The sequence below is a fragment of the Salinibacterium sp. 10G20-15 genome, assembly GCF_057365065.1.
Genome location: NZ_CP195118.1, coordinates 462,181 through 487,969, shown reverse-complemented (window position 1 = coordinate 487,969; position 25,789 = coordinate 462,181). Strand labels below are relative to the sequence as shown.

General features: G+C 61.9%; 27 protein-coding genes. 16 read left to right on the top strand and 11 right to left on the bottom strand.

The window, feature by feature from the left end; all coding sequences use genetic code 11:
- Positions 1-106: 106 nt before the first annotated feature.
- A complete protein-coding gene (locus ACR3YK_RS02295; RefSeq protein ID WP_486175633.1) occupies positions 107-673 on the top strand; it encodes a LemA family protein in 567 nt (188 codons plus the stop codon).
- 37 nt (positions 674-710) lie between these two features.
- A complete protein-coding gene (locus ACR3YK_RS02290; protein ID WP_486175632.1) occupies positions 711-1,595 on the top strand; it encodes a M48 family metalloprotease in 885 nt (294 codons plus the stop codon).
- Here ACR3YK_RS02290 and ACR3YK_RS02285 read toward each other — a convergent pair whose 3' ends face one another.
- The gene (locus tag ACR3YK_RS02285; protein WP_486175631.1) at positions 1,596-2,828 is read right to left on the bottom strand and encodes a winged helix-turn-helix domain-containing protein; all 1,233 of its coding nucleotides are present in this window, start codon (positions 2,826-2,828) and stop codon (positions 1,596-1,598) included. It abuts the gene before it with no gap.
- Between the two features lie 206 nt (positions 2,829-3,034).
- Here ACR3YK_RS02285 and ACR3YK_RS02280 point away from each other — a divergent pair, with 206 nt between their 5' ends.
- The 6 genes from ACR3YK_RS02280 to ilvA all read left to right on the top strand — a co-directional run bounded on the left by ACR3YK_RS02280 (position 3,035) and on the right by ilvA (position 9,504).
- On the top strand, positions 3,035-4,147 hold the full coding sequence (locus tag ACR3YK_RS02280; RefSeq protein ID WP_486175630.1) for an ABC transporter substrate-binding protein: 1,113 nt from the start codon (positions 3,035-3,037) through the stop codon (positions 4,145-4,147).
- Between the two features lie 35 nt (positions 4,148-4,182).
- Positions 4,183-5,127, top strand: a complete 945-nt coding sequence (locus ACR3YK_RS02275) for an ABC transporter permease (protein ID WP_100389689.1) — start codon at positions 4,183-4,185, stop codon at positions 5,125-5,127.
- Entirely contained in the window at positions 5,124-5,945 is an 822-nt protein-coding gene (locus ACR3YK_RS02270) for an ABC transporter permease (RefSeq protein WP_486175629.1), read from the top strand. Before ACR3YK_RS02275 ends, ACR3YK_RS02270 begins: the two co-directional genes overlap by 4 nt.
- The gene (locus ACR3YK_RS02265) at positions 5,942-7,045 is read left to right on the top strand and encodes an ABC transporter ATP-binding protein (RefSeq protein WP_486175628.1); all 1,104 of its coding nucleotides are present in this window, start codon (positions 5,942-5,944) and stop codon (positions 7,043-7,045) included. Before ACR3YK_RS02270 ends, ACR3YK_RS02265 begins: the two co-directional genes overlap by 4 nt.
- A 64-nt stretch (positions 7,046-7,109) precedes the next feature.
- Entirely contained in the window at positions 7,110-8,276 is a 1,167-nt protein-coding gene (locus tag ACR3YK_RS02260) for an AI-2E family transporter (protein ID WP_486175627.1), read from the top strand.
- A complete protein-coding gene (gene ilvA, locus ACR3YK_RS02255) occupies positions 8,266-9,504 on the top strand; it encodes a threonine ammonia-lyase (RefSeq protein ID WP_486175626.1) in 1,239 nt (412 codons plus the stop codon). The genes ACR3YK_RS02260 and ilvA overlap by 11 nt, the downstream gene beginning before the upstream one ends.
- A 49-nt stretch (positions 9,505-9,553) precedes the next feature.
- On the opposite strand, the gene greA is transcribed toward ilvA, so the two are convergent.
- Positions 9,554-10,045: a transcription elongation factor GreA gene (gene greA / locus ACR3YK_RS02250; protein ID WP_486175625.1), complete on the bottom strand. Its 492-nt coding sequence runs from the start codon at positions 10,043-10,045 to the stop codon at positions 9,554-9,556.
- Positions 10,046-10,112: 67 nt separating this feature from the next.
- Positions 10,113-10,568, bottom strand: a complete 456-nt coding sequence (locus ACR3YK_RS02245; protein ID WP_486175624.1) for a DUF4307 domain-containing protein — start codon at positions 10,566-10,568, stop codon at positions 10,113-10,115.
- Between the two features lie 96 nt (positions 10,569-10,664).
- Here ACR3YK_RS02245 and ACR3YK_RS02240 point away from each other — a divergent pair, with 96 nt between their 5' ends.
- Complete coding sequence (locus ACR3YK_RS02240; protein WP_486175623.1) at positions 10,665-11,048, top strand: hypothetical protein; 384 nt, start codon at positions 10,665-10,667, stop codon at positions 11,046-11,048.
- Here the strand turns inward: ACR3YK_RS02240 and trhA are convergent.
- A complete protein-coding gene (trhA, locus tag ACR3YK_RS02235; RefSeq protein ID WP_486175622.1) occupies positions 11,029-11,778 on the bottom strand; it encodes a PAQR family membrane homeostasis protein TrhA in 750 nt (249 codons plus the stop codon). The genes ACR3YK_RS02240 and trhA overlap by 20 nt on opposite strands.
- 63 nt (positions 11,779-11,841) lie before the next feature.
- On the opposite strand from trhA, the gene ACR3YK_RS02230 reads away from it, so the two are divergent.
- From ACR3YK_RS02230 to ACR3YK_RS02220, 3 genes are all read left to right on the top strand, one after another.
- Positions 11,842-12,627, top strand: a complete 786-nt coding sequence (locus tag ACR3YK_RS02230) for an isoprenyl transferase (protein ID WP_486175621.1) — start codon at positions 11,842-11,844, stop codon at positions 12,625-12,627.
- Positions 12,628-12,873: 246 nt separating this feature from the next.
- Entirely contained in the window at positions 12,874-14,235 is a 1,362-nt protein-coding gene (gene phoH2, locus ACR3YK_RS02225) for an RNA 5'-3' helicase PhoH2 (protein WP_486175620.1), read from the top strand.
- A gap of 73 nt (positions 14,236-14,308) precedes the next feature.
- Positions 14,309-15,076: a fumarate hydratase gene (locus tag ACR3YK_RS02220; protein ID WP_486175619.1), complete on the top strand. Its 768-nt coding sequence runs from the start codon at positions 14,309-14,311 to the stop codon at positions 15,074-15,076.
- Here ACR3YK_RS02220 and ACR3YK_RS02215 read toward each other — a convergent pair.
- From ACR3YK_RS02215 to xseA, 5 genes are read right to left on the bottom strand one after another with little or no spacing between them, the layout of a single operon-like run.
- Positions 15,073-16,470 carry a class II fumarate hydratase gene (locus tag ACR3YK_RS02215; protein ID WP_486175618.1) on the bottom strand — a complete coding sequence of 466 codons (1,398 nt, stop codon included), beginning with the start codon at positions 16,468-16,470 and terminating at the stop codon, positions 15,073-15,075. The genes ACR3YK_RS02220 and ACR3YK_RS02215 overlap by 4 nt on opposite strands.
- Positions 16,471-16,524: 54 nt before the next feature.
- Positions 16,525-17,166, bottom strand: coding sequence for a carbonic anhydrase (locus ACR3YK_RS02210; RefSeq protein ID WP_486175617.1), 642 nt, complete (start codon positions 17,164-17,166; stop codon positions 16,525-16,527).
- Positions 17,163-17,810, bottom strand: a complete 648-nt coding sequence (locus ACR3YK_RS02205; protein WP_486175616.1) for a DUF4245 domain-containing protein — start codon at positions 17,808-17,810, stop codon at positions 17,163-17,165. Before ACR3YK_RS02205 ends, ACR3YK_RS02210 begins: the two co-directional genes overlap by 4 nt.
- Positions 17,810-18,055: an exodeoxyribonuclease VII small subunit gene (locus ACR3YK_RS02200; RefSeq protein ID WP_486175615.1), complete on the bottom strand. Its 246-nt coding sequence runs from the start codon at positions 18,053-18,055 to the stop codon at positions 17,810-17,812. Before ACR3YK_RS02200 ends, ACR3YK_RS02205 begins: the two co-directional genes overlap by 1 nt.
- A 19-nt stretch (positions 18,056-18,074) precedes the next feature.
- The gene (xseA, locus tag ACR3YK_RS02195) at positions 18,075-19,295 is read right to left on the bottom strand and encodes an exodeoxyribonuclease VII large subunit (RefSeq protein WP_486175614.1); all 1,221 of its coding nucleotides are present in this window, start codon (positions 19,293-19,295) and stop codon (positions 18,075-18,077) included.
- 136 nt (positions 19,296-19,431) lie between these two features.
- On the opposite strand from xseA, the gene ACR3YK_RS02190 reads away from it, so the two are divergent.
- A complete protein-coding gene (locus ACR3YK_RS02190; protein WP_486176361.1) occupies positions 19,432-20,484 on the top strand; it encodes a 4-hydroxy-3-methylbut-2-enyl diphosphate reductase in 1,053 nt (350 codons plus the stop codon).
- Positions 20,484-21,044, top strand: a complete 561-nt coding sequence (locus tag ACR3YK_RS02185) for a DUF6264 family protein (protein WP_486175613.1) — start codon at positions 20,484-20,486, stop codon at positions 21,042-21,044. Before ACR3YK_RS02190 ends, ACR3YK_RS02185 begins: the two co-directional genes overlap by 1 nt.
- 124 nt (positions 21,045-21,168) lie before the next feature.
- Here the strand turns inward: ACR3YK_RS02185 and fbaA are convergent, their stop codons facing one another.
- Complete coding sequence (gene fbaA, locus ACR3YK_RS02180; protein WP_486175612.1) at positions 21,169-22,194, bottom strand: class II fructose-bisphosphate aldolase; 1,026 nt, start codon at positions 22,192-22,194, stop codon at positions 21,169-21,171.
- Positions 22,195-22,406: 212 nt separating this feature from the next.
- Here fbaA and glpX point away from each other — a divergent pair, with 212 nt between their 5' ends.
- On the top strand, positions 22,407-23,396 hold the full coding sequence (gene glpX / locus ACR3YK_RS02175) for a class II fructose-bisphosphatase (RefSeq protein WP_486175611.1): 990 nt from the start codon (positions 22,407-22,409) through the stop codon (positions 23,394-23,396).
- A gap of 28 nt (positions 23,397-23,424) precedes the next feature.
- On the opposite strand, the gene ACR3YK_RS02170 is transcribed toward glpX, so the two are convergent.
- Positions 23,425-24,732, bottom strand: a complete 1,308-nt coding sequence (locus ACR3YK_RS02170; protein ID WP_486175610.1) for a DNA recombination protein RmuC — start codon at positions 24,730-24,732, stop codon at positions 23,425-23,427.
- 95 nt (positions 24,733-24,827) lie between these two features.
- Here ACR3YK_RS02170 and ACR3YK_RS02165 point away from each other — a divergent pair, with 95 nt between their 5' ends.
- Positions 24,828-25,748 (top strand): LysR family transcriptional regulator, encoded by a 921-nt coding sequence (locus ACR3YK_RS02165; protein ID WP_100389706.1) that lies wholly within the window; start codon positions 24,828-24,830, stop codon positions 25,746-25,748.
- Positions 25,749-25,789 lie beyond the last annotated feature (41 nt).

Below are 25,789 nucleotides of genomic sequence, written 5' to 3'. Positions count from 1 at the left end.
CTCCGTGGGGCCCGCTGGCATAGCGGCGGTTGTCGACCCGCGATTGGGGGCCGCAAGTGGCCCATTTTCTCGGTGGAGGCACAGCAGGGCGCTCTATAGTTGAGGCATGGAATTCCTGATCGTACTTGGCGTCATTGTTCTGCTCGTCGTGATCGTGGGTATTTACCTGTGGACCACGTACAACGCTCTAGTGACTCTCAACGTTCGCGTTGACGAAGCGTGGAGCGACATCACTGTGCAGCTCAAGCGTCGTGCTGACTTGCTGCCGAACCTCATCGAGGCCGTCAAGGGCTACGCCGCTCACGAAAAGGGCGTCTTTGAGGCAGTTACGAAGGCTCGCGCTGAGACGCTGAGCGCGCAGGGCCCCGTGGATGCTGCTGAGGCAGAGAACCACATGCAGTCTGCCCTCAAGAGCATTTTTGCGGTCGCTGAGGCATACCCGCAGCTGCAGGCTAGCCAGAACTTCCTCCAGCTTCAGGGCGAACTTGTCGACACCGAAGACAAGATCCAAGCCAGCCGCCGCTTCTATAACGGTGGTGTGCGCGAACTCAACACCAAGATCAAGGTGTTCCCGAACACTCTGTTTGCACGCAACCTTGGTTTCACTGAGCGCGACTTTTTCGAGGTTGCGGATGCTGCGTCTATCGCAGAGCCGCCTCGCGTTCAGTTCTAATTCTTCGTCTTTCTCACGGCATGACCGGGATGGCTAGATGTATCGCGCGATAGCAAAAAACAAGCGCAACACTGTTCTGATCATCATTTTGTTCGTCATCCTTATTGGGTTTCTCGGCTTTGCGCTGAGCTTCCTGATGGGGGGCGATCCGATGACGGTTACGATTGGCACGATCATTGGTGCCGGCGCGTACACCCTGATTCAGTACTTTGCTGCGAGCGGTCAAGCAGTGGCGATGAGTGGCGCGGTCGAGATTCAGAAAGCCGATAACCCGCGCCTGTATCGCATCGTCGAAAACCTGTCGATTACGACGGGAATGCCGATGCCGAAGGTGTACATCGTGCACGATCCCGCGCCGAATGCGTTCGCAACGGGTCGTGACCCTGAGCACGCCATTGTGGCGGCAACGACCGGTCTGCTCGACCTCATGACTGATGCCGAGCTTGAGGGCGTGATGGCCCACGAGCTGGGTCACGTGCGCAATTACGACATCCGCGTATCGATGATCGTGTTCGGTCTCGTTGTCGCGGTGGGTTTCATCTCCGACATCGCACTGCGCTTCACGCTCTTTGGCGGTCGTGGCAACAACCAGAACAGCAATCCGGTCATGATCGTTATTGGCTTGGCTGCGTTGCTTATTTCTCCTCTCGTGGCAGCGGCTGTGCAGGCTTCGATTTCGCGCCAGCGTGAGTACCTTGCCGACGCAACCGGTGCGATGACGACGCGTCACCCGGATGCTCTGGCCAGTGCTTTGCAGAAGTTGGGCGAGTACAGCCGTCCGATGGTGAAGCAGAATTCGACGATGGCCCACATGTGGATTTCCGACCCGACGAAACCGGGCATCATGGATCGCTTGTTCAGTACGCACCCGCCGATTGCGGATCGCGTTGAGCGGTTGAGCACAATCGGCGGCGGTTTCTAACTAACGCTTCAACTCTGCCTCGATGGCGGGGGAGAGAGTGCCGCGGCCGGTCACGCTGATTTCGCCCATGCCTTGCCAGTGCGCGATTTCGCGCAGCGTCGGCACGATGCGTTCGGCGAGGGCTCCGGTGCCGCCGGGGAGGGCGTCGAGACCGGCTTCGTGCCAGGCGGATTGCACGCGCAGCACACCCGCGTGGCGATCGGTTTTGAGGTCGATGCGGCCGACGAGCGCATCATCGACGAGCACGGGTAGCGAGTAGTAGCCGAACTGGCGCTGAGGTTCGGGAGTGTAAATCTCGATGCGGTAGTGGAACCCGAACATGCGCTCGGCGCGCTTGCGATCCCACACCACGGGATCGAAGGGCGACAGTAGGGCAACGTGTTCGATGCGGCGGGCGATGCGTGCCTCCCGGTGTAGCCACGCGGGCTGGTCCCAGCCGCGCACGGTCACAGGAACGAGCTCGCCGGCATCCGCTAGTTCGGCAATGGCCGGGCGCACGTCGGCGCCTTTGAGTCGAAAGTAGTCGGCGAGGTCGGATGCCGTGCCGATTCCCAGCGCCCGTGCTGACTCAGCAACCAGAGCTCGATGCGCGTCGGCGCGGGACACCTCGCGCTCGCGCAGCTCGGCCGGAATCAGGTGGTCGGTCAGCGCGTAGGTGCGTTCGAAGCGGGTGCGACCGGCGCTCACGACTTCGCCCCAGCGGAACAGCATCTCTAGGCCCTGCTTCACGTCAGACCATCCCCACCACGGTCCGGTGCGACGGTTGGCGTCGTGTTCGATCTCGCGGGCGGTAACCGGGCCGGTGGTGGCAAGTTCTTCGCGCAGCCACTGCAGCATGGGCTGGTTGTCGCGTACCCATTCGTAGCGCTGGGCGTCGCGTTCGCGCAGCGACTCCATCTTCCAGCGCCACAGCGGCCAGGATTCGAGAGGAATGAGGGCGGCTTCGTGCGCCCAGTATTCGACATACCGGCCCGGCGTGCGCGCGGTTGGCTTGCGGAACGTCAGCGCATCAAGAGCGGACTTGTCGTAGTGCCCGAGCCGGGCGAACACCGGCTGATAGTGACTGCGCTCAAACACGTTCACCGAGTCGATTTGCAGCAGCCGGATACGGTCAAACAGCAGGTTGAGCTGGCGCGTTCCCGCGGGGTTGGCCGCACTCGCGACCCCGCGCCCAAAGCCTTGAGCAGCGAGCAGCACTCGGCGCGCTTGCGCTGCAGAGAGAGAATCGGCCACGGAACTGACTCTACCGAGCGGCGGCGACATCCACTCTGTCTCGTCGCGCGCAGAGCAAGCGAGCAATTGTGTTTGTGTCGTTCATCGATCGTTTACCGGGATGACAGGGAGCGAGGCATCCTGCTGCGTACGGTCATCCTCGGATCGTTTCGGTACCCTCTGCCCGCTCACAGCGCGGGCGGCCGTGGCGGTCGTTGGAGGAAGTCTTGTTCACTAAGCGCACCCTCGCCGCAGTTGCACTCGTTGCAGCATCGGCGATCTCACTCAGTGGCTGCAGCACCACCGAGGCAGCAGCGGGCGATGTTGACGCATCGACCGCAACCACCGCCGAAGACTTTGGCGGAATGGACGCTCTAATCGCAGCCGCGCAGGCTGAGGGCGAACTCAACGTCATCGCCTTGCCCGACAACTGGGCAAACTACGGCGAGATCAAGGCTCTCTTTGAAGAGAAGTACGACATCATCGTCAACTCGGCTGACCCCGACGTTTCCAGCGCCGAAGAAATCGCCGCCGCTGACAACCTCAAGGGCCAAGACACCGCCCCCGACGTCTTCGACCTCGGCACCGCGGTAACGCTCGACAGCCTCGACTACTTCGCTCCCTACATGGTCGCCAACTGGGATGAAATTCCTGAGGGCAACAAGGAAGCAACCGGCCTCTGGGTCAACGACTACACCGGCAGCATGTCGATTGGGTATGACTCCAACTCGGTTCCCGAGCCCACGAGCCTGGACGACCTGCTCAAGCCTGAGTACCGCGGCGCTGTTGCGCTGAACGGTGACCCCACGCAGGCTGGCGCCGCGTTTGCTGCGCTCGGTCTCGCCACAGTTCACCAGGGTGGAACGCTCGATGACTTCACTCCCGGCATCGAGTTCTTCGAAGAGCTCAACGACGCCGGCAACTTCATCCCGGTCAACGTCACGGGAGCAACCATTGCTGCCGGTGAGACCAAGGTTGCCTTCGACTGGAGCTACAACAACCTCGCTGCCGCCGCAACGGTTGACGGGTGGAAGGTCACGACTCTTCCCGGCGATGTCTACACGAGCTTCTACAACCAGGCCATCAACAAGGATGCCCCGCACCCGGCCGCTGCTCGTCTCTGGCAGGAATTCCTCTACAGCCCCGAAGCGCAAAACCTCTTCATCGTCGGTGGCGCCTACCCCGTGACGATTCAGGCGTTGCAGGATGCCGGAACCGTCGACACCGCGGCACTCGACGCCCTCGGTGCTCTCGAGGGTGAACTCGTCACGCCCACCCCGGAGCAGGCCGAGAAGAACGCAGAAATCTTGGCTGAAAAGTGGACTGTGGCAATCGGCTAACGCTGATTCCCTCACGCACTCTTAGCTAATCCATCGTGTCGCTAGCCACCGCGCCAGCGCCCGCACAGGATGGTGTCGAGCTCACCGCTCGGCACCATCCTCGCGTGGCTCCGGCCAAGAAGCCGTCGAATCGACGTCGTCGCCTCGCCTATGCGGGGCTCACGCCGTTTGCGGCCTACGTTCTCATCTTTCTCGCCCTGCCCACCATCCTTGCCGTGGTTACGGGCTTCTTCTCCGACGACGGTTCGCTGACGTTCGACAACATCACGGGACTGTTTACCCCGACCATCCTCGCCACCTTCGGTAGCTCGTTCTGGCTCTCGGGTGTCACCGCCGTGATCGGTGCCGTTGTCGGCGCCCTCATTTGCTATGCAATGCTCGGCACCAAGGTGGGTGGCTTGCTACGCACCATCATCGAATCGGCCGCCAGCGTGCTCGCCCAGTTCGGTGGCGTGATGCTCGCCTTCGCGTTTATCGCGACGATCGGCGTGCAGGGGCTCGTCACAGTCATCCTGCGTGACACCTTCGGGGTCGATATTTTTGCGGATGGCGTGTGGCTCTATCAGGTGCCCGGCCTCATCCTTCCCTACGTCTACTTTCAGGTTCCCCTCATGGTGATTACCTTCTTGCCCGCCCTCACTGCGCTGCGGCCACAATGGGCGGAAGCGAGTGCAACGCTTGGCGGCACGCGCTTCGCGTACTGGCGCCACATTGCGGCTCCCGTGCTCGCTCCGGCGTTCCTCGGCTCGCTACTGCTGCTCTTTGCCAACGCCTTCTCGTCGTTCGCCACGGCCGCCGCGCTCATCAGCCAGGGCTCGCAAATCGTGCCCCTGCAGATTCGGGCCGCGCTCGTCAGTGAAACCGTACTGGGCCGCGAGAACATGGCGGGCGCCCTCGCGCTCGGGATGATCGTGGTCATGGTCGTCGTCATGTGGGCGTACTCCGCACTGCAGTCCCGCACCTCGCGGTGGCAGAAGTGAGCGCGAACCAGGCTGTGCGCATCGGGGCCGAACCGAGCGCTCTGGCCCGCCGCCTCATCCTCGGCATCATTGGCGCGATCTTCCTGATCCCCGTGATCGCGATGATCGAGTTCACCTTCCGTAACGGTCTTGCGGGCGATTACACGACGAGTCACTGGACGGGCCTTTTCAGCGAAGACAGCGCCCGCACTTACCGCGGGCTTTATCAAGCGATCGAAAACTCGCTCGTGCTCGCCGCCGTGACCGTGGGCATCGTGCTCGTGCTCCTGCTGCCCACCATGGTGCTCGTGCACATGCAGTTCCCGAGGCTCAAGCGCACCCTCGAATTCATCTGCATCATCCCCATCACGGTGCCGGCCATCGTGCTCGTCGTCGGTCTTGCCCCGGTCTACTCGGTGGTCGTGCAAGTGCTCGGCGGCTCCACCTGGACTCTCGCCTTCGCATACGGCATCACGGTGCTGCCGTATGCCTACCGCGCCATCCAAGGCAACCTCGACGCGATCCCGGTGAAGACCCTCAGCGAAGCAGCGAGCACGCTCGGTGCTGGCTGGATGACCGTGCTGTGGAAGATTCTGCTGCCGAACCTGCGCCGGGGAGTGCTCGCGGCATCCTTCATCTCGATTGCGGTTGTGCTGGGCGAGTTCACCATTGCGAGCCTGCTCAACCGCCGTAACCTGCAAACTGCGCTGCTGCAGGTATCTCAGTCCGACCCGTGGGTCGCTGTGATCTTCGCGCTCGCGGCCCTTGCTCTCGCTTTTATCTTGCTGCTGATTATTGGCCGCCTCGGCGCAGCTTCGCCCTCTAGGAGAAAATCATGACCGCCACGTTCACCCTGACGGGCCCGACGCCAACATCCGATCCCGCCGGCGCCGCGCCGCCCACGGGCGCCACGGTGCAGCTCAGCGCCGTCGTCAAAGCCTTCGCCGGGCACACCGCGCTCAACAGCATCGACCTCGAGGTGGCACCGGGAGAACTCGTTGCACTCCTCGGTCCCTCGGGCTGTGGCAAGACCACCGCCCTGCGCAGTATCTCGGGTCTCGAGAGCATCGACAGCGGCCGCATTGTGATCGATGGTGTGGATGTCGCCGACACTCCCACGAACAAGCGCGACATCGGAATGGTCTTTCAGGCCTACTCGCTGTTCCCGCACATGACGGTGCTCGAGAACGTCGAGTTCGGGCTCAAGATGCGCAAGGTCGCTGCCGCTCGTCGCCGCGAACGCGCCCTCGAAACCTTGGACATGGTCGGCCTCACCAAGCACAGCGAACGCTTCGCCCACCAGCTCTCGGGCGGTCAGCAACAGCGTGTAGCTCTCGCCCGCGCCCTCGTCACACGCCCGCGCGTGCTGCTGCTCGATGAGCCGCTGAGTGCCCTCGATGCCAAGGTGCGCGTGCAACTGCGCGAAGAGATTCGTCGCCTGCAAACCGAGCTCGGCATCACGACCGTCTTCGTCACGCACGACCAAGAAGAGGCGCTCGCCGTCGCCGACCGTGTCGCGGTCATGCGCGACGGTCGCATCGAACAGATCGGCACTCCCGAAGAGCTTTACGCGACGCCCACCAATGCTTTCGTTGCCGACTTTGTTGGCCTCAGCAACCGGATGCCCGCCGAGCTGATTGACGGCCAAGTGCACCTTCACGGCTGCACCCTTACCCTTCTCGGCGACCCCATGCCTGACGGTCCCGTACTCGCGCTCGTTCGCCCGGAGGACATCGCGCTCTCGTCCGAAGGCATCGCCGGCACGGTCATCTCGTCGAGCTTCTTGGGCTCGCTGCGCCGCACGCGCGTGCGACTCGACGACGGCACCGTCGTTGCTATCCAGCATGAAGTGGAGCGGCATCCGCTGCCCGGCGAAGCCGTCACAGTGCGGCTCAAGGGGGCCCCGGTGAGCGCGTTGCCGCCGAAGGTGAAGAAGTAGCGGCGGCATGCCACAGCGTTCGCTGCGCATCAAGTGCTCGCTCGAGCACAACTAAGATAGGCACGTGGTATTCGGTCGACGCAATAAACCAGACAATCGGGTCCCGTCACGCGCCAGCACTCCAGACGCCGCTGAGGTTCCCGCCGGGCTTTCGATAGCTGCTGCCTACTCGTGGCGCATTCTTGTCGTTTTGGGACTGGTCGCGGTTCTCATTTACCTGGTGATCACCCTCAAGTACATTGTTATTCCGTTCCTGATTGCCATTCTGATCGGGGCACTGCTAGTGCCCGTCGTGAACTTCTGTGTGCGGATGAAGTGGCCGCGTTGGGCTGCCGTCACCGTCGTGCTTGCCGGCTTTCTCGCCGTTGTCAGCGGACTCATCGTTGTTGTGGTCACGCAAGTGCGTTCGGGGCTCCCTGCGCTGCAAATTCAGTCCGCCGCGGCGTACGAGAACCTGCGTGAGTTTTTGCGCAACTCGCCCCTGCAGCTCAGCGACGCTGATCTCGACGGCTACCTCACTGAAATTTTTGATGTCATCCAGCGAGACTCTCAAGCACTGGTGTCGGGCATCCTCTCTGTCGGTTCCACCGCTGGTCACGTCCTGACGGGTGCTCTGCTCAGCCTCTTTGCCACTATCTTCGTGCTCATTGACGGCAAGCGCATTTGGGGGTGGACAGTTCGGCTGTTCCCGCGCCGTGCTCGTACTGCGGTCGACGGCGCTGGCGTGGCAGGATGGCTCACCCTGACAACTTTTGTGAAGGTGCAGATTTTCGTGGCGGCCGTCGATGCCGTCGGTATCGGTCTTGGCGCCTGGATCTTGGGGCTCTTCTACGGAGGCTTTCCCCTCGTCATCCCGATCGCGGTCGCGGTTTTCCTTGGCTCCTTCATTCCTGTGGTTGGTGCTCTCGTTACGGGCGCGCTCGCGGTGTTTATTGCTCTCGTGTTTCTCGGGCCGATCCCCGCGATCATCATGCTTGGTATCGTCTTGCTGGTGCAGCAGCTCGAGGGTCATATCCTTCAGCCGCTCGTGATGGGCACGGCAGTCAAAGTCCATCCGCTCGCGGTCGTGTTCGCGGTGGCCGCCGGATCATTCGTTGCCGGTATTCCGGGCGCACTCTTCGCGGTGCCATTGGTGGCTGTTGTCAACGTCATGACCAAATACATAGCCAGCGGTGACTGGCGAATCCATGGCCGCCCCACGATTACGGATGTTCTCGGTAATGGTAAATAACCGGATGCCCGGCCCCACCCTTGCTGAGTATGACGCAGCACGCGTTCGGGTCGCAGAAGTTGCCGACGTCACTCCTATGCAGACGTCACGTTTTCTCGCGGAGGTGCTCGGCTCGCCCGTGTTTTTGAAGTGCGAGAATCTTCAACGCACCGGGTCGTTCAAACTGCGTGGCGCGTATAACCGTCTTGCGGGGCTTTCGCACGAAGAGAAAGCTCGGGGAGTGGTGGCAGCGTCGGCAGGGAACCACGCTCAAGGGGTCGCTTTTGCCGCTCGCGAGCTCGGCATCAAGTCCACGATTTTCATGCCCGTCGGGGTTCCTCTGCCCAAGTTGCAGGCCACACGTGATTACGGCGCCGAGGTTGTGCTGCGTGGTCACACGGTGGACGAGCCCTTGCGTGCGGCGGCCCGCTTTGCGGAAGAGACCGGTGCCGTGCTCATCCACCCGTTCGATCACGAAGATGTCGTGGCGGGTCAGGGGACGCTCGCACTCGAAGTCTTTGATCAGGTTCCCCACGTGGACACCATCATTGTTCCCATCGGTGGTGGTGGTCTCATCTCTGGCGTTGCTGGCGCAATCAAGCAGCGAGCTCGCCTCGAAGGCCGCAACGTCCGCGTTATCGGAGTGCAGGCTGCGAATGCTTCCGCCTATCGGCCTTCACTCGATAAGGGCGAAATTGTCGAGGTGCGCACCTCGCCCACAATTGCGGACGGTATCGCCGTCAGCCGACCGGGCGTGCTCAACTTCAGCATGGTCCGCGACCTTGTGGATGAAGTAATCACCGTCTCCGACGACCAGATCGCCTACGCCGTGCTCGTTCTTCTCGAGCGCGCCAAGCAGGTCGTCGAGCCCGCCGGTGCCGTAGGTGTCGCGGCGATTCTCGCCGGCGCGATCGCCCCCAGCGGCAATACCGTCGTGCTACTGAGCGGAGGCAACATCGACCCCATGATGATGGAACGCATCATCAGTCACGGTCTTTCGGCATCCGAACGCTACCTCCGTCTGCGCATCCCGCTGCCCGACCGCCCCGGTCAGCTCGCTCGCATTTCGGCCCTCGTGGCGGAAGCGAGCGCGAACGTCGTTGAGGTGTTGCACAGTAGGCACAACAACAAAGTGCAGTTCAGCCAGGTTCAGCTCGAACTGCACATTGAGACCCGAGGCCCCGAGCACGCGGAGTCAGTGCTCGCGCGGCTCAGGGACGAAGGGTTTGACCCTCAGGTCGACTTCTAGTCACGACCGCGGACCTACGAAGGACTGCGGGACGACGAGGGGTAGCCGATTAGCCCGAGTAGGTCGCGATCTTAATGATCTCGACGGTAATTGCCTTGCCATTGGGGGCGGTGTAGGTCGTCGATTCGCCGACCTTCAGGCCGTTAATCGCGAGACCGAGCGGGCTCTTCTCGCTGTAAACATCTAGGTCGCTATCGTCGGCGACGATTTCACGACTGCCGAGCAAAAACACGCTCTCTTCGCCCATGATCTTGGCAGTGACAAGAATTCCCGGCTCAACAACGCCGTCGTCGTCTTGAACGTCGCCGACAACGGCGTTGCGAAGCAGTTCGGTGAGAACGCGAATGCGGGCCTCGATCTTGCCCTGCTCTTCCTTCGCGGCGTGGTAGCCACCGTTCTCTTTAAGATCTCCCTCTTCGCGGGCGGCTTCGATCTTCTTGGCGATCTCGTACCGTCCCTCACCCGTAAGCTGTTCCAGTTCGGCGGTGCGACGATCGAACGCCTCCTGGGTCAACCACGTGACATTATTTTCTGCAGCCACTGTGCTTCTCCCTATACAAAAAGGAAACCGGCCGCACTCGACCGGTTTCGCGATGATTTGCTATAGCTTAGGTGAGCCAGCACCGGTAGATCAAGCCTGACACTGCTTGTTCAGTCGTCAACACGGTAGTGCTCAAGTCGCGGTTGCGTTGGTCACTCGCGGGAACATCGACGACTTTCCACCCGATAATTGCGAACGTGGAGTTGAGGGCCTGAACCGCGCAGCGAGCATCCGTGTTCTCGGGAACATTGAACTGCCACCGCACTTCAATCGCGGTGTCGTCGATGATCTCAAACCCGGTATCTTTTGCCTCGAACTGGGCCGGGGCTTCTAGTAGTCCGCCCCACACCAGCCACGCAGCAAACACCACGACGAAACCGACAGCAGCACCAATCACGATCACACGATTGTTGCGTGTCGAGCGCGGGCTGCGGCCATAGCGAGCATCCAAGTCAGTGGATGCTGCGCTGGCGGTTGCTGCGCTATCGGCGCTGCCAGCGGGACTACTGGATGCTTCGGGCACGCGGGGCTCCTTCTGGCGACGGTACTCTGGTTACTACAAGGCTATTCGCAAACTCGCGTGATGAAATCATCGAGTGAACACCCCAGAGGACAACAGTTGATTTCTTTTGCTTCGCTCGCCACCAGCGCGATTCTCTGGACGGAGACTCCCAGCCCGGAACCGACTCTCTACCCGGCGTACGAGGGCGATCCGAATCTCGTAACGCCCGGCGTAATTGGCTTTCTTGCCACAGCCTTCATTGCGATCGTCACCGTGCTGATCATTGTCGATATGGTGCGTCGTGTGCGTCGCGTGCGGTACCGCGAGCTCGCTCACGACACGATCCGTGCTGAGCAGGAAGCGGCGGCAGCCGACGCTGCTGCGCTCGGTGCTGCACCCGATGCCGACCCGGATCTCAACGCTGATCCTGAGTTGGCTGTCGACCCCGACCATGACGTGGATGCTCCCCGTGACGACTCCACTACACCACGGGCGGATTAGTCGCCACGAGGAAGATGCCAACCAAGTGGCAGAGGAACGCCAGTAGCGTCAGCGTGTGAAAAATCTCGTGGAAACCAAAGACCCCGGGAATGGGGTTGGGGCGCTTCATGCCGTAGACCACGGCGCCCACAGTGTAGAAGAGTCCGCCAGTCAGAATCAGCGTCATCATGATCCAGTTAGCTTGGAAGAAGTCGACGACGAACATCATTGCGGCCCAGCCGAGTAGTACGTACAGCGGTACGTAGAGCCAGCGCGGCGCACCCACCCAGAAAATGCGGAAGCCAATGCCGAGAGCGGCACCGCCCCACACGAGCCAGAGCAACAGGGTTGCCTTCTCGGGCGGCAGCGCCAGCACCGTAATGGGCGTATAGGAACCGGCAATGAGCAAGAAAATGTTGGAGTGATCAAAACGCTTCAGCAGCATCCGCGTCTTCTCACTCCAATTGAAGCGGTGGTAAAGCGCCGAGATGCCGAACAGCATGAGCGACGAGGCCACGAAGACGGCGGAACTGACCTTGGCGGCAACGCCGTCGGCCATCACGATCAGGATGACGCCCAGCGCGATTGCGACCGGGAAAGTTCCCGCGTGAATCCACCCGCGCCAGGTGGGCTTCGTCTCCGCTGGCGCGTGCAGCATCACATCATCGACGAGTGGGATCTCGGGAAGACGCGACGCATCTTCCTGTTCGACGGCTGCTGCAGCAGCAGAATCGGCAGCATTCTGGTTCATGATCTCAGCTTACGCCGGGGTGAGTTTCACTTGCTGAGCGTTGCGGTGGTCTAACGTAGTTCCGTGAGTAAGCGACAGTCTCGATTAGGTCGCGGTTTTCTCTACGGTCTTTACCAAAAGAAACTGCGTCGCCAGCTAGAGGGCCAGCAATTGCCGCGCCACGTAGCCATGATCATTGATGGCAACAGGCGTTGGGCCAAATTGAAGGATCTCGAGACTGCAGCGCACGGCCATCGTGCCGGTGCCGCCAAGTACCGCGAGTTTCTTGTCTGGTGCGATGATCTCGACATCTCCGTCGCCACTCTGTATTTGCTCTCTACCGATAACCTCACGGGGCGGTCACCCGAGGAGCTCAAAGAACTGTTCACCATCATTGGTGACCTCGCGGAAGATCTCTCCCACTTTCGAGACTGGCGGGTTCAACATGTGGGGTCGGATGCGGGGCTCCCGGATCAGCTCAAAGCCCAACTTAGAGCGGCTCACGAGCGCACGGCCACGAACACCGGCTTGCACGTCAATCTCGCGATTGGCTACGGCGGACGCCACGAAATTGCCGAAGCCATGCGCCGGATCGTCCGCAACCACAGCGATGAGGGTCACAGCCTTGAAGCGCTTGCCGAGTTGCTCACGCCCGAACTGATCGGCGAGCACCTGTACACGAAAGGTCAGCCCGACCCCGACCTAGTCATCCGCACGTCGGGTGAACAGCGAATCAGCGACTTCATGCTGTGGCAGTCTGCCCATAGCGAGCTGTACTTCATGGAAGCCCTCGGGCCCGATCTCCGTGAGGTAGATTTTCTGCGCGCGTTGCGCGATTTTTCGCGCCGCCACCGCCGGTTCGGCGCCTAAGGGGCGTCTAGCGCTCGCTGCCGGCGATTCGCTCGCCATAGGCCGCTGCGCCGTGCCCGCGTAGCGAGAAAGTGACGCAATGGTGTCTCGTGGCGTGTCGTCGCACCCAGAACGCAGCGCAGGTTTAGCGTTCAAGACATCAGGTATGGCGCCTGATCGAGACGGCCACGTAAGTTCGTTTTCGTAAAGTACTGGCCGTCTTCGCAGACTGGATCCGAGTGCTCGCACTCGGGGATGGAGTGCACGTTGGCCGACCTAGCAACCCCCAAGACCACGAACACCACGTCGAAGGCGGGAGGTCGGGCTCAGCGGCAAGCCGAACGCACTTACGTTCTGGATACGTCAGTTTTGCTCTCCGACCCGAGCTCGATCAAGCGGTTCGCGGAACATAATGTTGTTCTGCCCGTGGTGGTGATCACCGAACTCGAGGCTAAACGCAACGACCCGGAGATCGGCTTCTTCGCCAGAAAGGCTCTGCGCAGCCTCGACGAGATGCGCGTCAAGCATGAGCGCCTCGACTTTCCGATTGCTGTCGGGGATGCTGGCGGCACCCTGCGCGTTGAGCTCAATCACTCCAATATGTCGGTTCTGCCCTCCGGGCTGCAGCTCGGCGATAACGACTCGCGAATCCTTGCCGTTGCGCTCAACCTCGCCAACGAGGGGCTGGATGTCACCGTCGTCTCCAAGGATCTTCCGCTCCGAGTGAAGGCGGCATCCATCGGGCTCGCGGCCGAGGAATACCGGGCCGAACTGGCCGTGGACTCCGGCTGGACTGGTCAGGCGGAGCTCGAGCTCAGCGGCGATCAAGTCGCGACGCTCTACGACAAAGAAGAATTGCACACGCGCGCGATTGCCGAGCTGCCCGTCAACACCGGTCTTGTGGTGCACTCCGAACGCGGCTCTGCACTGGCGCGGGTAACCGCGCGCGGCAAGATGGCACTTGTGCGCGGCGACCGCGACATTTTCGGACTTCACGGTCGCAGTGCTGAGCAGCGGCTGGCGATTGAGATGCTGCTCGACCCCGAGCTGGGCATCGTGTCTCTCGGTGGCCGTGCCGGTACCGGCAAGTCGGCCCTCGCCCTGTGTGCCGGTCTCGAAGCCGTGCTCGAAAAGCAGCAGCACCGCAAAATCATGGTGTTCCGCCCGCTGTACGCTGTCGGCGGCCAAGAGCTCGGCTACCTGCCGGGGGATGCGGCTGAGAAGATGAACCCATGGGCCCAGGCGGTATTTGACACTCTCGGTTCCGTTGTCTCTGAGAACGTTCTCGAAGAAGTGCTTGACCGGGGGCTTCTCGAGGTACTTCCGCTCACCCACATTCGCGGGCGTTCCCTGCACGACGCGTTTGTGATCGTGGATGAGGCGCAATCGCTCGAACGCAACGTGCTGTTGACAGTGCTGAGCCGCATCGGGCAGAACTCACGAGTCGTTCTGACCCACGATGTGGCGCAGCGTGACAATCTGCGCGTGGGGCGTCACGATGGAGTCGCCTCTGTGATTGAAACGCTCAAGGGACATTCGCTATTTGGGCACATCACTCTCACACGTTCGGAGCGTTCGGCCATCGCTGCGCTCGTGACCGACCTCTTGGAGGGCAACGAACTCGCCTAACAATTAGCTCTCAAAGTCTGAGCGCGCCGCGTCAGTGTCAGCGCGACGCGCTCAGGCAACGTAAGGTTTTCTCGTGGGCTGGGTTTGGTGGTTTCTTGCAGTTCCCCTCGGGGTTGCTGCCGTGTGGGCGATTCTCGCGCCCCGAAATCAATGGCGCAGCCTGTTTTCGTGGTCGGTTGCCAACGCGCACACCGCGGAACCGGGCGGTGCTGCTTATGCGTTGCGCCAAATTGTGGCGGCGACTGCTCTCGGGTCGGCACTGACCATGATTGTCGTTGCAGTAGTGGTTTCCCACAGCCACCAACCACAAGAACAGACCAGCGTCGATGACATCGAACACATGTGGGGATCACCAGCGCCCCTGTTGGTTTATCGGACTTTTCAGACCTCAAAGACCGCCGATGCTTCGCTCGTTGATGTTCCGATCGAGAGCTATCTCGCCGTGAACGATGACGCGTATCCGCCGCTCTACCTTCTCGACCTCGAGCACTTCTCGCGCTTGGGCACCACGGGGATCCCCGGCTACATCGGAAGCGAGCCAGCAGAGACAGATTCGACGATCACACGGGCGGATGTCGTCGTTCATGTGCGCGGGCCGCTGCTGTGCATCCCTCGCCGTGTGGTTGCGATCGAGACACCGGAGAGCGTGCAACTCTCGGTGCAATATGGTTTGCCCACCCCGAGCGATGGCTCCACGCCAAACAACGTCGATGCCTGCCCGGTGGGAGAAGACCTGACCGGTTCTGTTCTTATCCCGGTGCGACTCAACGATCCGATCGGAGAGCGTTCCGTCGAAACTCTCGACGGAACGCCGCTCGCGGTGGCGGGTTCGGAAGGTTAGCCAGGCGTCGTCATCGACAGAACGTCGAGGGCGGCATCCAGCTGTTCGAGGGTGACTTCGCCACGCTCGACGAAGCCGAGGTCGATCACGGCTTCGCGCACCGTCATCGACTGCGCGACGGAGTGCTTGGCGATTTTGGCGGCAGCTTCATAGCCGATGATCTTATTGAGCGGCGTCACGATCGAGGGTGACGACTCGGCAAGAGCCAGCGCACGCTCAAGGTTTGCCTGGAGACCATCAATCGTCTTGTCAGCGAGGGCGCGCAATGAGTTGGAAAGCAGGCGGCTCGACTCGAGCAGCGAAGTGCCCATGACGGGAATCGCCACGTTGAGTTCGAAAGCTCCGGATGCTCCACCCCAGGCAATCGTGGCATCGTTGCCGATAACGCGAGCACAGACCATGAGCACGGCCTCGGGAATGACGGGGTTGACCTTGCCGGGCATGATCGACGAACCAGGCTGAAGGTCAGGAATCTGTAGTTCGCCGAGACCGGTGTTGGGGCCTGAGCCCATCCAGCGGAGGTCGTTGCACATCTTGGTGACGGAGACGGCGATCACACGAAGAGCGCCGGATGCCTCGACCAAGGAATCGCGAGCGCCCTGAGCTTCGAAGTGATCTTCCGCCTCGGTGATCGGCAGGCCGGAGTTCTCGGCGAGGATCTCGATAACGCGCTGCGGGAAGCCGAGCGGAGTATTGATCCCGGTACCGACGGCCGTGCCGCCGAGCGGCACTTCCGCAACGCGAGGGATGGCCGACTGAATGCGGGCAATGCCGAGACGAATCTGGCGAGCGTACCCGGCGAACTCTTGGCCGAGGGTGACGGGAGTGGCATCCATGAGGTGGGTGCGGCCAGCCTTCACGGCGCCCTTCCACAGTTCAGCCTTCACGTCGAGGGCTGCTGCGAGGTGCTCAAGGGAGGGGATGAGGTCGCCGATGAGGGCGCCCGTGACGGCGAGGTGCACCGAGGTGGGGAACACGTCGTTCGACGACTGCGAAGCGTTGACGTGGTCATTGGGGTGAACGGCGCTGCCGAGCGAGTCGGTGGCCAGTCGAGCAAGAACCTCGTTCATGTTCATGTTCGACGAGGTGCCGCTGCCGGTCTGGTAGGTGTCGACGGGGAAGTGGCTGTGGTGCTGGCCGGCGATGATCTGGTCGGCAGCGTTGACAATCGCATCCGCAATTCCGGAGTCGAGTTTGCCGAGTTCACTGTTGGCAATCGCAGCGGCGCGCTTAACGCGAGCGAGCGCTACGATTTGAGCCGATTCTAAGCCGGTGCCCGAGATCGGAAAGTTCTCGACGGCACGCTGCGTCTGAGCGCCATAGAGAGCATCCTTGGGCACACGTACCTCGCCCATGGTGTCGTGTTCGATGCGGTATTCGGTGGAACTCGTCACAGCGTTGTAGTCCTTTGTTTGCGAGCGATGGGGTGTGTGAACGTGGTGGAAGCGTTAGACCGTGCCGATAACGAGGTCGGGAACGGCCCGCCCTTCAAGCAAACGGTAGTTGGCGCCTACTACTGCAAGCGTACCGGCGGCGACCGCGTCGCTGATGAGTTCAGAAGCATTCATCAGTTCAAGGATGGTGGCGCGCAAGTGAATGCGCCCCACATCGTAAGCATTGATGTTCTCGACGTCGACGGCCCCGGTGTCGCTGCCGGCAACTCGACGAACGGCGGGCACGATCTTGGAAATGAGGTCTTGGATGTGCGGGGGCAGCGCCGGGGCATCTTCGGTTTGCGATTCGATAGCGGCGGCGACCGCGCCGCACTCGTCGTGGCCGAGCACGAGAATCAGGGGCACGTTGAGCACGCTCACGGCGTACTCGAGAGACCCGACAACCGAGCTGGAGATGACTTGGCCCGCATTGCGCACCACAAAGAGGTCGCCGAGGCCTTTGTCGAAGATAATTTCAGCGGCCAGTCGTGAGTCGCTGCAGCCGAACAATGCCGCGTGCGGAGCTTGAGAATTGGCTAGCTCGGCACGTCGCTCGACGTCTTGGCGGGGGTGGGCCGGCTCTCCCGCAACGAAACGATCGTTGCCGCGTGCCATCTCATTCCAGACTTGAGCCGGTGTTCGTGTGGGGTTGGTCATTGCGCCTCCGAGTCGGCAGCGATTGCTGCGGCGAGTAGTTCAAAATCGGTGTCGGCGGCCGTGCCGTGGAGCACCACCGTGCTGCCGCCAATCTCTGCCGACATTGAGTATGCGTAGTTTCCGGTGTCAGCGGAAGATCGACGGTCATAAATTGTCCACTGGATGCCGTCAATAGTGGTCGTTTCGGTAGCGAGAGCGCCATCTGTCACGATGCCGAGCCAGGTCGGGTTCGCCTCTATGCCCTGCTCGAGCGCAATGAACTGCGCTGCGGACGAATCGGTGGCGGCGGTGATGAAACCGATGTACCAGGTCTGGACAGATGATGTGGTGCCGAGTCGTGCTGCATTCGCGTACCAGTCCTCGGGTGTGGCTGGCGCGAGAAGCGGTTCGCTGGCGTTGGTTTGAGAGTCTGCCGCGATGGTGCGGTAATCGGCCGTAACGGGAGTCTCAGTGGTGGGGCGAACAACCACGAGTACCAAAAAAAGCACGATGACAAGGGACGCTACGGTGGCGCCTACGAGGTTGAGCAACGTCTGGTTGGCGCGGTGCTTGCGTGAAGTTTCCGCTTTACGGGCGAAGGTCTCTTCTGGTGTTTCTGGACGACCCAGTTCAGCGACGATGCGTGGTTCGGTGTTCTTTGCCATTACTGGTTGTCGCCCGAGTCGGCGTTGTCGCCTAGGCCGGCGGTGCGGGCGGCGTCGAGTCGGGCGCGGGCACCCACGAGCCACTCTTCGCAGCGCTGCGCGAGAGCCTCGCCGCGTTCCCAGAACGCGAGCGACTGTTCGAGCGTTGCCGAACCCTGCTCAAGCTCACTCACCACGGAGATGAGCTCATCCCGAGCCTCTTCATAGCTGAGCTCGCTGACAGGGGTTTCGTTGGGGGTAGCCACGATGTAATTCTACTGTTCTCTAGTGGTCTGCCGGCGGGCCGGAGACAGTGGTGGAAATCTTGCCGTCGGCAACGGTGAGCAGCAGCTCGGTGCCAGCAGGAGCGTCCGCGGTAGAGCGCACGGCGGTTCCGTCGGGCAGCTGCGCGATCGCGTACCCGCGCTGCAGTGTGCGCTGCGGTGAGAGGGCTCGCAACTGGCCGGTGAGTTCGGTGACGCCGGAGTGCGCCTTCTCAATCGCCCGCTCCATGAGCTCGTTGCTGCGCGACACGTAGCGCGAAAGCTCGTCGGCGTGCGCGTCGACGAGCGATACCGGGTTCGCAAGCACGGGGCGCGTGCGCAGCGACTCCAAGCGGTCGCCCTCGTAGCCCAAACGCTGAGTGATGCGTAACCGCATTCCGGCGCGCGCTTGCTGCACGCGACTCAGCTCTTCTGCGACATCCGGCACGACGCGTTTTGCCGCATCAGTGGGGGTGGATGCCCGCAAATCAGCAACCTCGTCGAGCAGCGGTCGATCGTTCTCATGCCCAATCGCCGATACCAGCGGAGTAACGCAGGCCGCGGCCGTGCGCACTAACGCTTCGTCGCTAAACACGAGCAGGTTCTGAAAATCTCCACCACCGCGGGCGACGATGATGACATCGACGTCGGGGTCGGCATCCAATTCGCGGATGCCCTGCGATACCTCAGCGACAGCACGCTCACCCTGCACGGCGGCGTGCGCGGTGCGGAACTTCACTGCAGGCCAACGCAACTGGGCGTTGCGAATGACATCTTTTTCGGCGTCACTGTCTTTAGCGGTGACGAGCCCGATGCAGTTGGGCAGGAAGGGGAGAGGCTTCTTGTGCTCGAAGAGTCCCTCGGCGCGCAGTTTCTGGCGCAGCAGTTCTAGCTTCTCGAGCAGGTCGCCCAGCCCGACGTGGCGCATTTCGAGCACCTGCATGGTGAGCGTGCCGCCCTTGACCCAGTAGTTGGGTTTGACGAGGGCAACAACGCGATCGCCCTGCTTGAGATCTTTGGGCAGCTTGGCGCGCACCGACGACCAAATCGTGAACGAGATGGTGGCATCCACTTCAAGGTCTTTGAGCTTGCCGTAGATGTTGCCGCCCGAGCCACCCCACTGGGTGATCTCGCCTTCGACCCACGCGGTGCCGAGTCGTTCGATCCAGCCGCGAATCTTCTGCGACAGAACTGATACCGGCCACGGCGTATCGACGGTGGGTGGGCCCTGTGTGATCGTCACCTAGCCTCCTCAAGCTTGTAATTACAGGGTAGAGGATGCCGCTGATACTGGTTTCCGCTCGGCGTTCGTGCAGCAGGGTTCGGTAGAATCCTTTTCCGTGAGCACCATTTCTAACGGAAGCGCCCAGGCGCTAGCGATGCCCCCGATGCCCGCCCGCCGAGAGCAATTGAAAGATGTGCCGGTCGCGGGAGCTAAGCGCGTCGTATTGGCGGCCCCGCGCGGCTACTGCGCGGGGGTGGATCGCGCCGTGATTGCGGTCGAGAAAGCACTCGCCAACTACGGTGCTCCCGTGTATGTGCGCAAGCAGATTGTGCACAACATCCATGTCGTCACCACGCTCGAAGCGCAGGGCGCCATTTTTGTGGATGAGGTCGAAGAGGTGCCCGAAGGATCAACCGTCGTGTTCTCCGCCCACGGTGTCTCGCCTGCTGTTGTCAAGGGAGCCGCCGACCGCGAGCTGCACGCGATCGACGCCACCTGCCCGCTCGTCACGAAGGTGCACCGAGAAGCAACACGCTTCGCCCGCGACGATTACCAAATCTTGCTGATTGGCCACGACGGCCACGAAGAAGTCGAGGGCACGATGGGCCACGCGCCCGAGCGCACCATCCTCGTCAACAGCCCCGCCGACGTACCCAACATCGTGGTCGAAAACACCGACAACCTCGTGTGGCTCTCGCAGACCACGCTGAGCGTCGACGAAACGATGGAGACGGTTCGGCTGCTGCGCGAACGGTTCCCGACCCTTCAAGACCCGCCGAGTGACGACATTTGTTACGCCACGCAAAACCGCCAGGTCGCCATCAAGAAGGTTGCCGAGGAGGCAGAACTCGTGATCGTGGTCGGCAGTGCGAACAGCTCCAACACTGTGCGCCTCGTGGATGTCGCGCTCGAGAACGGAGCCAAGGCCGCCTACCGCGTCGATTACGCGAGCGAAATCAAACAGGAGTGGCTTGACGGCGTCGCGACGATTGGTGTGACGAGTGGAGCATCCGTTCCCGAAGTCCTTGTGCAAGAAGTTCTCGCCGACCTCGCCGAGGCCGGCTATGGCGATGTCTCTACCGTCGTCACTGCCGAAGAGGACCTCATGTTCTCGCTACCAAAAGAACTGCGCACCGACGCTGACGGCAATCCCGATAAGCGCGGCCTCGGCGGCCGCAACCGCAAACTTGATTGGCAACAGGATTAATGACTGATCCCCGCCCTCGCCCGAAGTATGGCGAATATGCGCCGCTGCCATCCGCATCGCCGGACGGGGTCGCTGAGCCCGCCCCAGACACTCAGCACTCCACAGCAGTGCCTTCGAACGCGAGACCATCGAACGCGACGCCCTCTGTGATCCCGGCCTCACAGCCCGCGGCACCTTCCGAGCGCAAACAACGCATGTGGGATGTCTTACTCACGGCCACTCTCTTGCTCTTCGGGGTGGTGGACGTCATCAACAGCTTCGGCACGGTCGCCGATTTGGGGCCGATTCTGCGCAAGGGTCTGGCGGCGCAAGGGTACGAGGGCTTTGCGGCCGATGAAGCTGCCGCCGAAGCAGGAGCGGTTGCCAACATCGTGCGCGTTGTCGTCCTCGTGCTCACGATCGTGTTCGCGCTCATTCAAGTGCAGCGCAAGCGGATCGCATTCTGGATTCCGCTCGTTGGCGCCGCGATCGCCACGCTCGCGATGCTCGTTGCGATCTTCGTTGCCGTGCTGAGCGATCCCGGCTTCATGACCTACGTCGACAGCATGCAGCAGCAGTAGCGCGCACGGCGGTGATTTCAGCTGTCGTGCACAGCTGTCGCGGCAGTCGGTGGATGCCGGGTCTACTCGGCACCAACGACAAATGGGGGCTGACCCGCAGGTCAACCCCCATTCGTGTGGAGCGTTACTTGCTGGAGAACCCAGCCGAGCCCAACTGCTGGGTAGCTTCTACCACGCGAGCGGCGAGAGCCGACTCTGCGGTCTTGCCCCAGGCGCGGGGATCGTAGACCTTCTTGTTGCCGACTTCGCCGTCTACCTTGAGGAAGCCGTCGTAGTTGCGCAGAACGCTGTCGGCGATCGAGCGGCTGTAGGCGTACTGCGTGTCGGTGTCGATGTTCATCTTGATGACGCCGTTAGCCACGGCGGTCGCGATTTCTTCATCGGTCGATCCCGATCCACCGTGGAACACGAGGTCGAGGGGTTTGGCGTCGGTGCCGTACTTCGCGGCGATGCCGGCCTGAATGTCGCCGAGCAGTTCGGGGCGCAGCTTCACATTGCCAGGCTTGTACACGCCGTGCACGTTGCCGAAGGTGAGGGCGGCGATGTAGCGACCCTGCTCGCCGAGGCCGAGCGCGTCGACGGTAGCGATAACGTCATCCAGCGTCGTGTAGAGGCTGTCGTTGATGTCGTGGCTCACACCGTCTTCTTCTCCGCCGACGACGCCGATTTCAACTTCGAGAATCGAGTTGATGGCCTTCATGCGGGGAAGGATGTCGCGCGCAATGGCGAGGTTCTCGTCGAGGGGAACAGCCGAGCCATCCCACATGTGCGACTGGAAGATGGGGTTGCGACCGGCCTTGACCTCAGCTTCGGAGGCCGCGATGAGCGGGTATACGAAGTCGTCGAGGGCATTCTTGGGGCAGTGGTCGGTGTGCAGGGCAACCGTGACGGGGTAGTTCTTGGCGGCTTCGGTGACGAAAGCAGCAAAAGCCAAAGCTCCGGATGCCCGTGCCTTGACCGACTGGCCAGCGAAGTAGTCTGCGCCACCCGTGGTGACCTGAATGATGCCGTCAGAGCCAGCATCGCTGAGGCCCTGAAGTACGCCGTTGATGGTCGATGACGACGAAACGTTGATGGCGGGGTAGGCGAAAGAGTTCTTCTTCGCCTTGTCGAGCATTTCTGCGTACTGGTCTGGGGTTGCGACGGGCATTGTTGTCTCTCCTCATGCGGTACCGACTACCGCTCTGGTCCGGCTCGCGTCGATTCTATCCACCCGCTCTGGACGGGCGCGAACTGTTGCACGTTAGTGCGATCTCGGGCGAACGGCCCGAACCGGGCCTACCGATCCGGGTACACTGGGGGCGCGCTGTCCACCACCGGCGCGTCCCCAGTCGACCAACTCTCAACGAAGGATGCTTTCAGGTGAGTCCAGAAACCGGCACGCTATTCCTCCACCCCGACCGCAACCTCGCTCTCGAGCTTGTGCGGGCCACCGAAGCGGCTGCGATTCGCGCCGTTCCCTTCATCGGTAAGGGCGACAAGCTTGGTGCTGATGGTGCTGCAGTCGACGCGATGCGCAAATTCTTGGGCACCGTGGATTTCGACGGTCTTGTCGTTATTGGCGAGGGTGAGAAAGACAACGCTCCCATGCTGTTTAACGGGGAGCACGTCGGCACGGGCCGCGGACCCGCCTGCGATATCGCCGTTGACCCGATCGATGGAACTTCGCTGACCGCTGCGGGACGTCAGAACGCAATCTCCATGATCGCGGTGTCTGACCGCGGCACGATGCTCGACGCCTCGAGCGTGTTCTACATGGACAAAATCGTCACTGGCGCCGAAGGTGTTGGTGTTGTCGATGTGCGTAAACCCATCGGTGAAAACATTCGTGCGCTCGCGAAGGCAAAAGGAAAATCGCCCGAAGATATTGTTGTTGCGGTACTCGACCGTCCGCGTCACGCCCAACTGATTGAAGACATCCGCGAGGCGGGTGCGGGAACGCGCCTCATGCTTGATGGTGATGTTGCCGGTGGCATTAATGCGGCGCTGTACGGCACGCGCATCGATATGTGTGTTGGCATCGGCGGCAGCCCGGAGGGCGTTGCTACGGCCTGTGCGATCAAGGCTCTTGGCGGCGAAATTCAAACAATGCTTTACCCGCAGACTGACGACGAGCGCCAGCGCGGTATGGATGCCGGCCTCAAGTTCGATCATGTTTACACGGCCGACGAGATGGTCGCCAGTGACAACACGTTCTTTGTTGCCACGGGTGTGACCGATGGCGGACTCGTGAAGGGGGTCCGTCGCTACGGCCCCATCATTCGCACCGAATCGATCGTCTTGCGGTCACACTCGGGAACGATCCGCCGTATTTCAGCTGACCACCTTGCCGAGAAGTGGCTCGACCACTAATCACGCAGAGAGCGAAATACGACGCGGCTTAGTCGGCTGCGTCTGCGGAGGGCAGCTCCATCTCGGCTGCAGTGATGTGCTTTGGCGTGCCCTCCACCGTGTGGGTATCGCCGATCACTTTTGATTCGTCGAGCGCGTTGAGTTTGCGGGCCGTGACGAGTACCCGGCTTTCGAGCGAGTTGGCGAACTGGTTGTAACTGTTAACGGTGGTGTCGATTGAACGACGCAGCTTGTCAGCGTGCTCGGCAAGCGTGGCGAGGCGCTGATAGAGCTCTTTGCTGAGGTCGAACAGGGTTTTGGCCTGGTCGGTGAGTACGTCTTGCTGCCACGAGAACGCGACAGTCTTGAGCACCGACCACAGGGTGACGGGTGAAGCGAGGGCGACGCGCTTGGTGAAGGCGTAATCCATGATCGAGGGGTCAGCCTCCATCGCCGACGATACGAGCGACTCGCTCGGGATGAACGCGATCACAAGCTCGGGGGAGGCGTCGAGCCCCGCCCAGTAGGCCTTGCTCGCGAGGGTATCGATGTGGCCGCGCATCACCTTGACGTGCTGCTTGATGAGGGCTTCGCGACGAGCACCTTCTTCTCCCGTTGCAGTGACCGAGATCTGGCTCGCCTCTAAGAACGCGGTGAAAGGCACCTTGGCATCGACGGCGATATTCTTGCCGCCGGGAAGGTGCACGACCATGTCGGGGCGGCCGGCACCGGCATCCGAGGTGATGCTCGATTGCACGTCAAAGTCGACCCGCTCGATGAGGCCGGCTGCCTGCACAACATTGCGCAACTGGGTTTCACCCCAGACGCCACGGGTGGAGTTGTTGCGCAACGCTGACGCCAACGACTCGGCGGTACTTCGCAATCGTTCTTCGGATTCCGTGGCTGACTTGAGCTGCTGGCTCAGCTCGCCGTGCTGCTGGCTGCGCTGTGATTCCAACTCGGTGACCTTGTTCTGCATCGTGCGCAGCGTCTCCTGCACCGGCGTGAGGGCTTGAAGCACCTTCGACTCGCGGCGCTCGCGCTCGGCAAGAGCCGCAGCCTCCTCGCGCTGGCGATCGAGAGTCTCGCGGTACTGCAACTGCAGCGACGCCACTTGCTCGTTCAGAGCATCCGCCCGAGCAGTGGTGGACGCAAGCTGGGCGGCAAGGCGCGACTGCTGCTCCCGCTCCTGAGCGGTGACCTGAGCGATCGCGGCCTGGTGGCGGGCCTCGAGAACCTCGGGCGGAACCTGGTCGGTGGGGGCGGTCGAGCGCACGCGCGCAATGAGCAGGCCGATGACGACACCGAGAACCGCACCAACGAGCAGGCCAACAACGAGAGCAACAACAGGATCCATGCCGTCAGTGTGCCAGCCAGCACGGACATTCCCGGGAGCAATGCGGGGGAGGGGCCCGGTCGCGCCCCTCGGGACGCGCCCCTAGGGTTAAGGGCATGGCCAGCGACTCCGTGCATCCGCTCGATGTGAGCACCGACGATCTGCGCTACCTCATTGCTGTGGCACGGGCCGGCCGGATGGTGTCTGCCGCCACGCTGCTCGGCGTCGACCACACCACCGTGCGTCGCCGCATCGATCGCCTCGAGGCCGCGCTCGGCGTACGCCTGCTCGACCGCGGCGCCGACGGCTGGGAACTCACCACCATCGGCCGCGAAGTCGCCACGCGTGCCGCCGGGCTCGAGAACATCGTCGAAAACGTTGTCGGTGCCACAAGCGGCAGCGCCGACGAAGTACGCGGCACCGTGCGCATCGTGGCGCCCGATGGATTCGGGGCCACTTTTGTGACCGCTGCGCTCGCGGCGGTGCAGGCGGAGCATCCATCCATCACGGTCGAATTGGTGACCTCAACACGCCCCCTCAGCTTGCGTGGAGCTGGCTTCGACTTGGCGATCACGATCGGTACAACGGCGACCTCTCGTCTCGCCTCCGAACCGCTCGCCGCGTACGCCCTTCGTCTCTACGCCTCACCCGGTTACGTGGCTTCTCATCCGCCGATCCGCTCGGTGGCCGATCTTGACGCCCATCCGCTGGTCTTCTATGTGGATGCTCTGCTCACCGTTCGCGAGCTCGACCTCGCCCCGGTGCTCGGCGGCATGCGCGTGGGCTTTGGTTCGACGAGTGTGTTTGCGCAGCTCGAGGCCACGCGTCAGGGAGCCGGCATTGGCCTGCTGCACGCCTTCATGGCCGAGCCCGAACCTGGACTCGTTGCGGTGCTGCCCGACGAGGTCAGTTTTCGCTTAGAGTTCGCTCTTTCGGTGCGAAAAGAGGCCGCGGATGTCGAGGCGGTTCAGCTGGTCCGGGCCGCTTTACACCGCGAAGTTGCCCGTCGCAGTTCAGAGCTCTTGCCCCTCAATTAGTGCCGCGGGGTGTCGGTCGCTGACGCCCGTGCACCTACTGT

What these genes read in the sequence shown, in the direction of transcription:
- ACR3YK_RS02295 (WP_486175633.1), top strand. Translation starts at nt 107, where the DNA reads ATGGAATTCCTGATCGTACTTGGCGTCATTGTTCTGCTCGTCGTGATC.
- ACR3YK_RS02290 (WP_486175632.1), top strand. Translation starts at nt 711, where the DNA reads ATGTATCGCGCGATAGCAAAAAACAAGCGCAACACTGTTCTGATCATC.
- ACR3YK_RS02265 (WP_486175628.1), top strand. Translation starts at nt 5,942, where the DNA reads ATGACCGCCACGTTCACCCTGACGGGCCCGACGCCAACATCCGATCCC.
- ilvA (WP_486175626.1), top strand. Translation starts at nt 8,266, where the DNA reads ATGGTAAATAACCGGATGCCCGGCCCCACCCTTGCTGAGTATGACGCA.
- trhA (WP_486175622.1), bottom strand. Translation starts at nt 11,778, where the DNA reads ATGAACCAGAATGCTGCCGATTCTGCTGCTGCAGCAGCCGTCGAACAG.
- ACR3YK_RS02210 (WP_486175617.1), bottom strand. Translation starts at nt 17,166, where the DNA reads ATGACCAACCCCACACGAACACCGGCTCAAGTCTGGAATGAGATGGCA.
- ACR3YK_RS02205 (WP_486175616.1), bottom strand. Translation starts at nt 17,810, where the DNA reads ATGGCAAAGAACACCGAACCACGCATCGTCGCTGAACTGGGTCGTCCA.
- ACR3YK_RS02190 (WP_486176361.1), top strand. Translation starts at nt 19,432, where the DNA reads ATGCCCCCGATGCCCGCCCGCCGAGAGCAATTGAAAGATGTGCCGGTC.
- ACR3YK_RS02185 (WP_486175613.1), top strand. Translation starts at nt 20,484, where the DNA reads ATGACTGATCCCCGCCCTCGCCCGAAGTATGGCGAATATGCGCCGCTG.
- fbaA (WP_486175612.1), bottom strand. Translation starts at nt 22,194, where the DNA reads ATGCCCGTCGCAACCCCAGACCAGTACGCAGAAATGCTCGACAAGGCG.
- ACR3YK_RS02170 (WP_486175610.1), bottom strand. Translation starts at nt 24,732, where the DNA reads ATGGATCCTGTTGTTGCTCTCGTTGTTGGCCTGCTCGTTGGTGCGGTT.
- ACR3YK_RS02165 (WP_100389706.1), top strand. Translation starts at nt 24,828, where the DNA reads ATGGCCAGCGACTCCGTGCATCCGCTCGATGTGAGCACCGACGATCTG.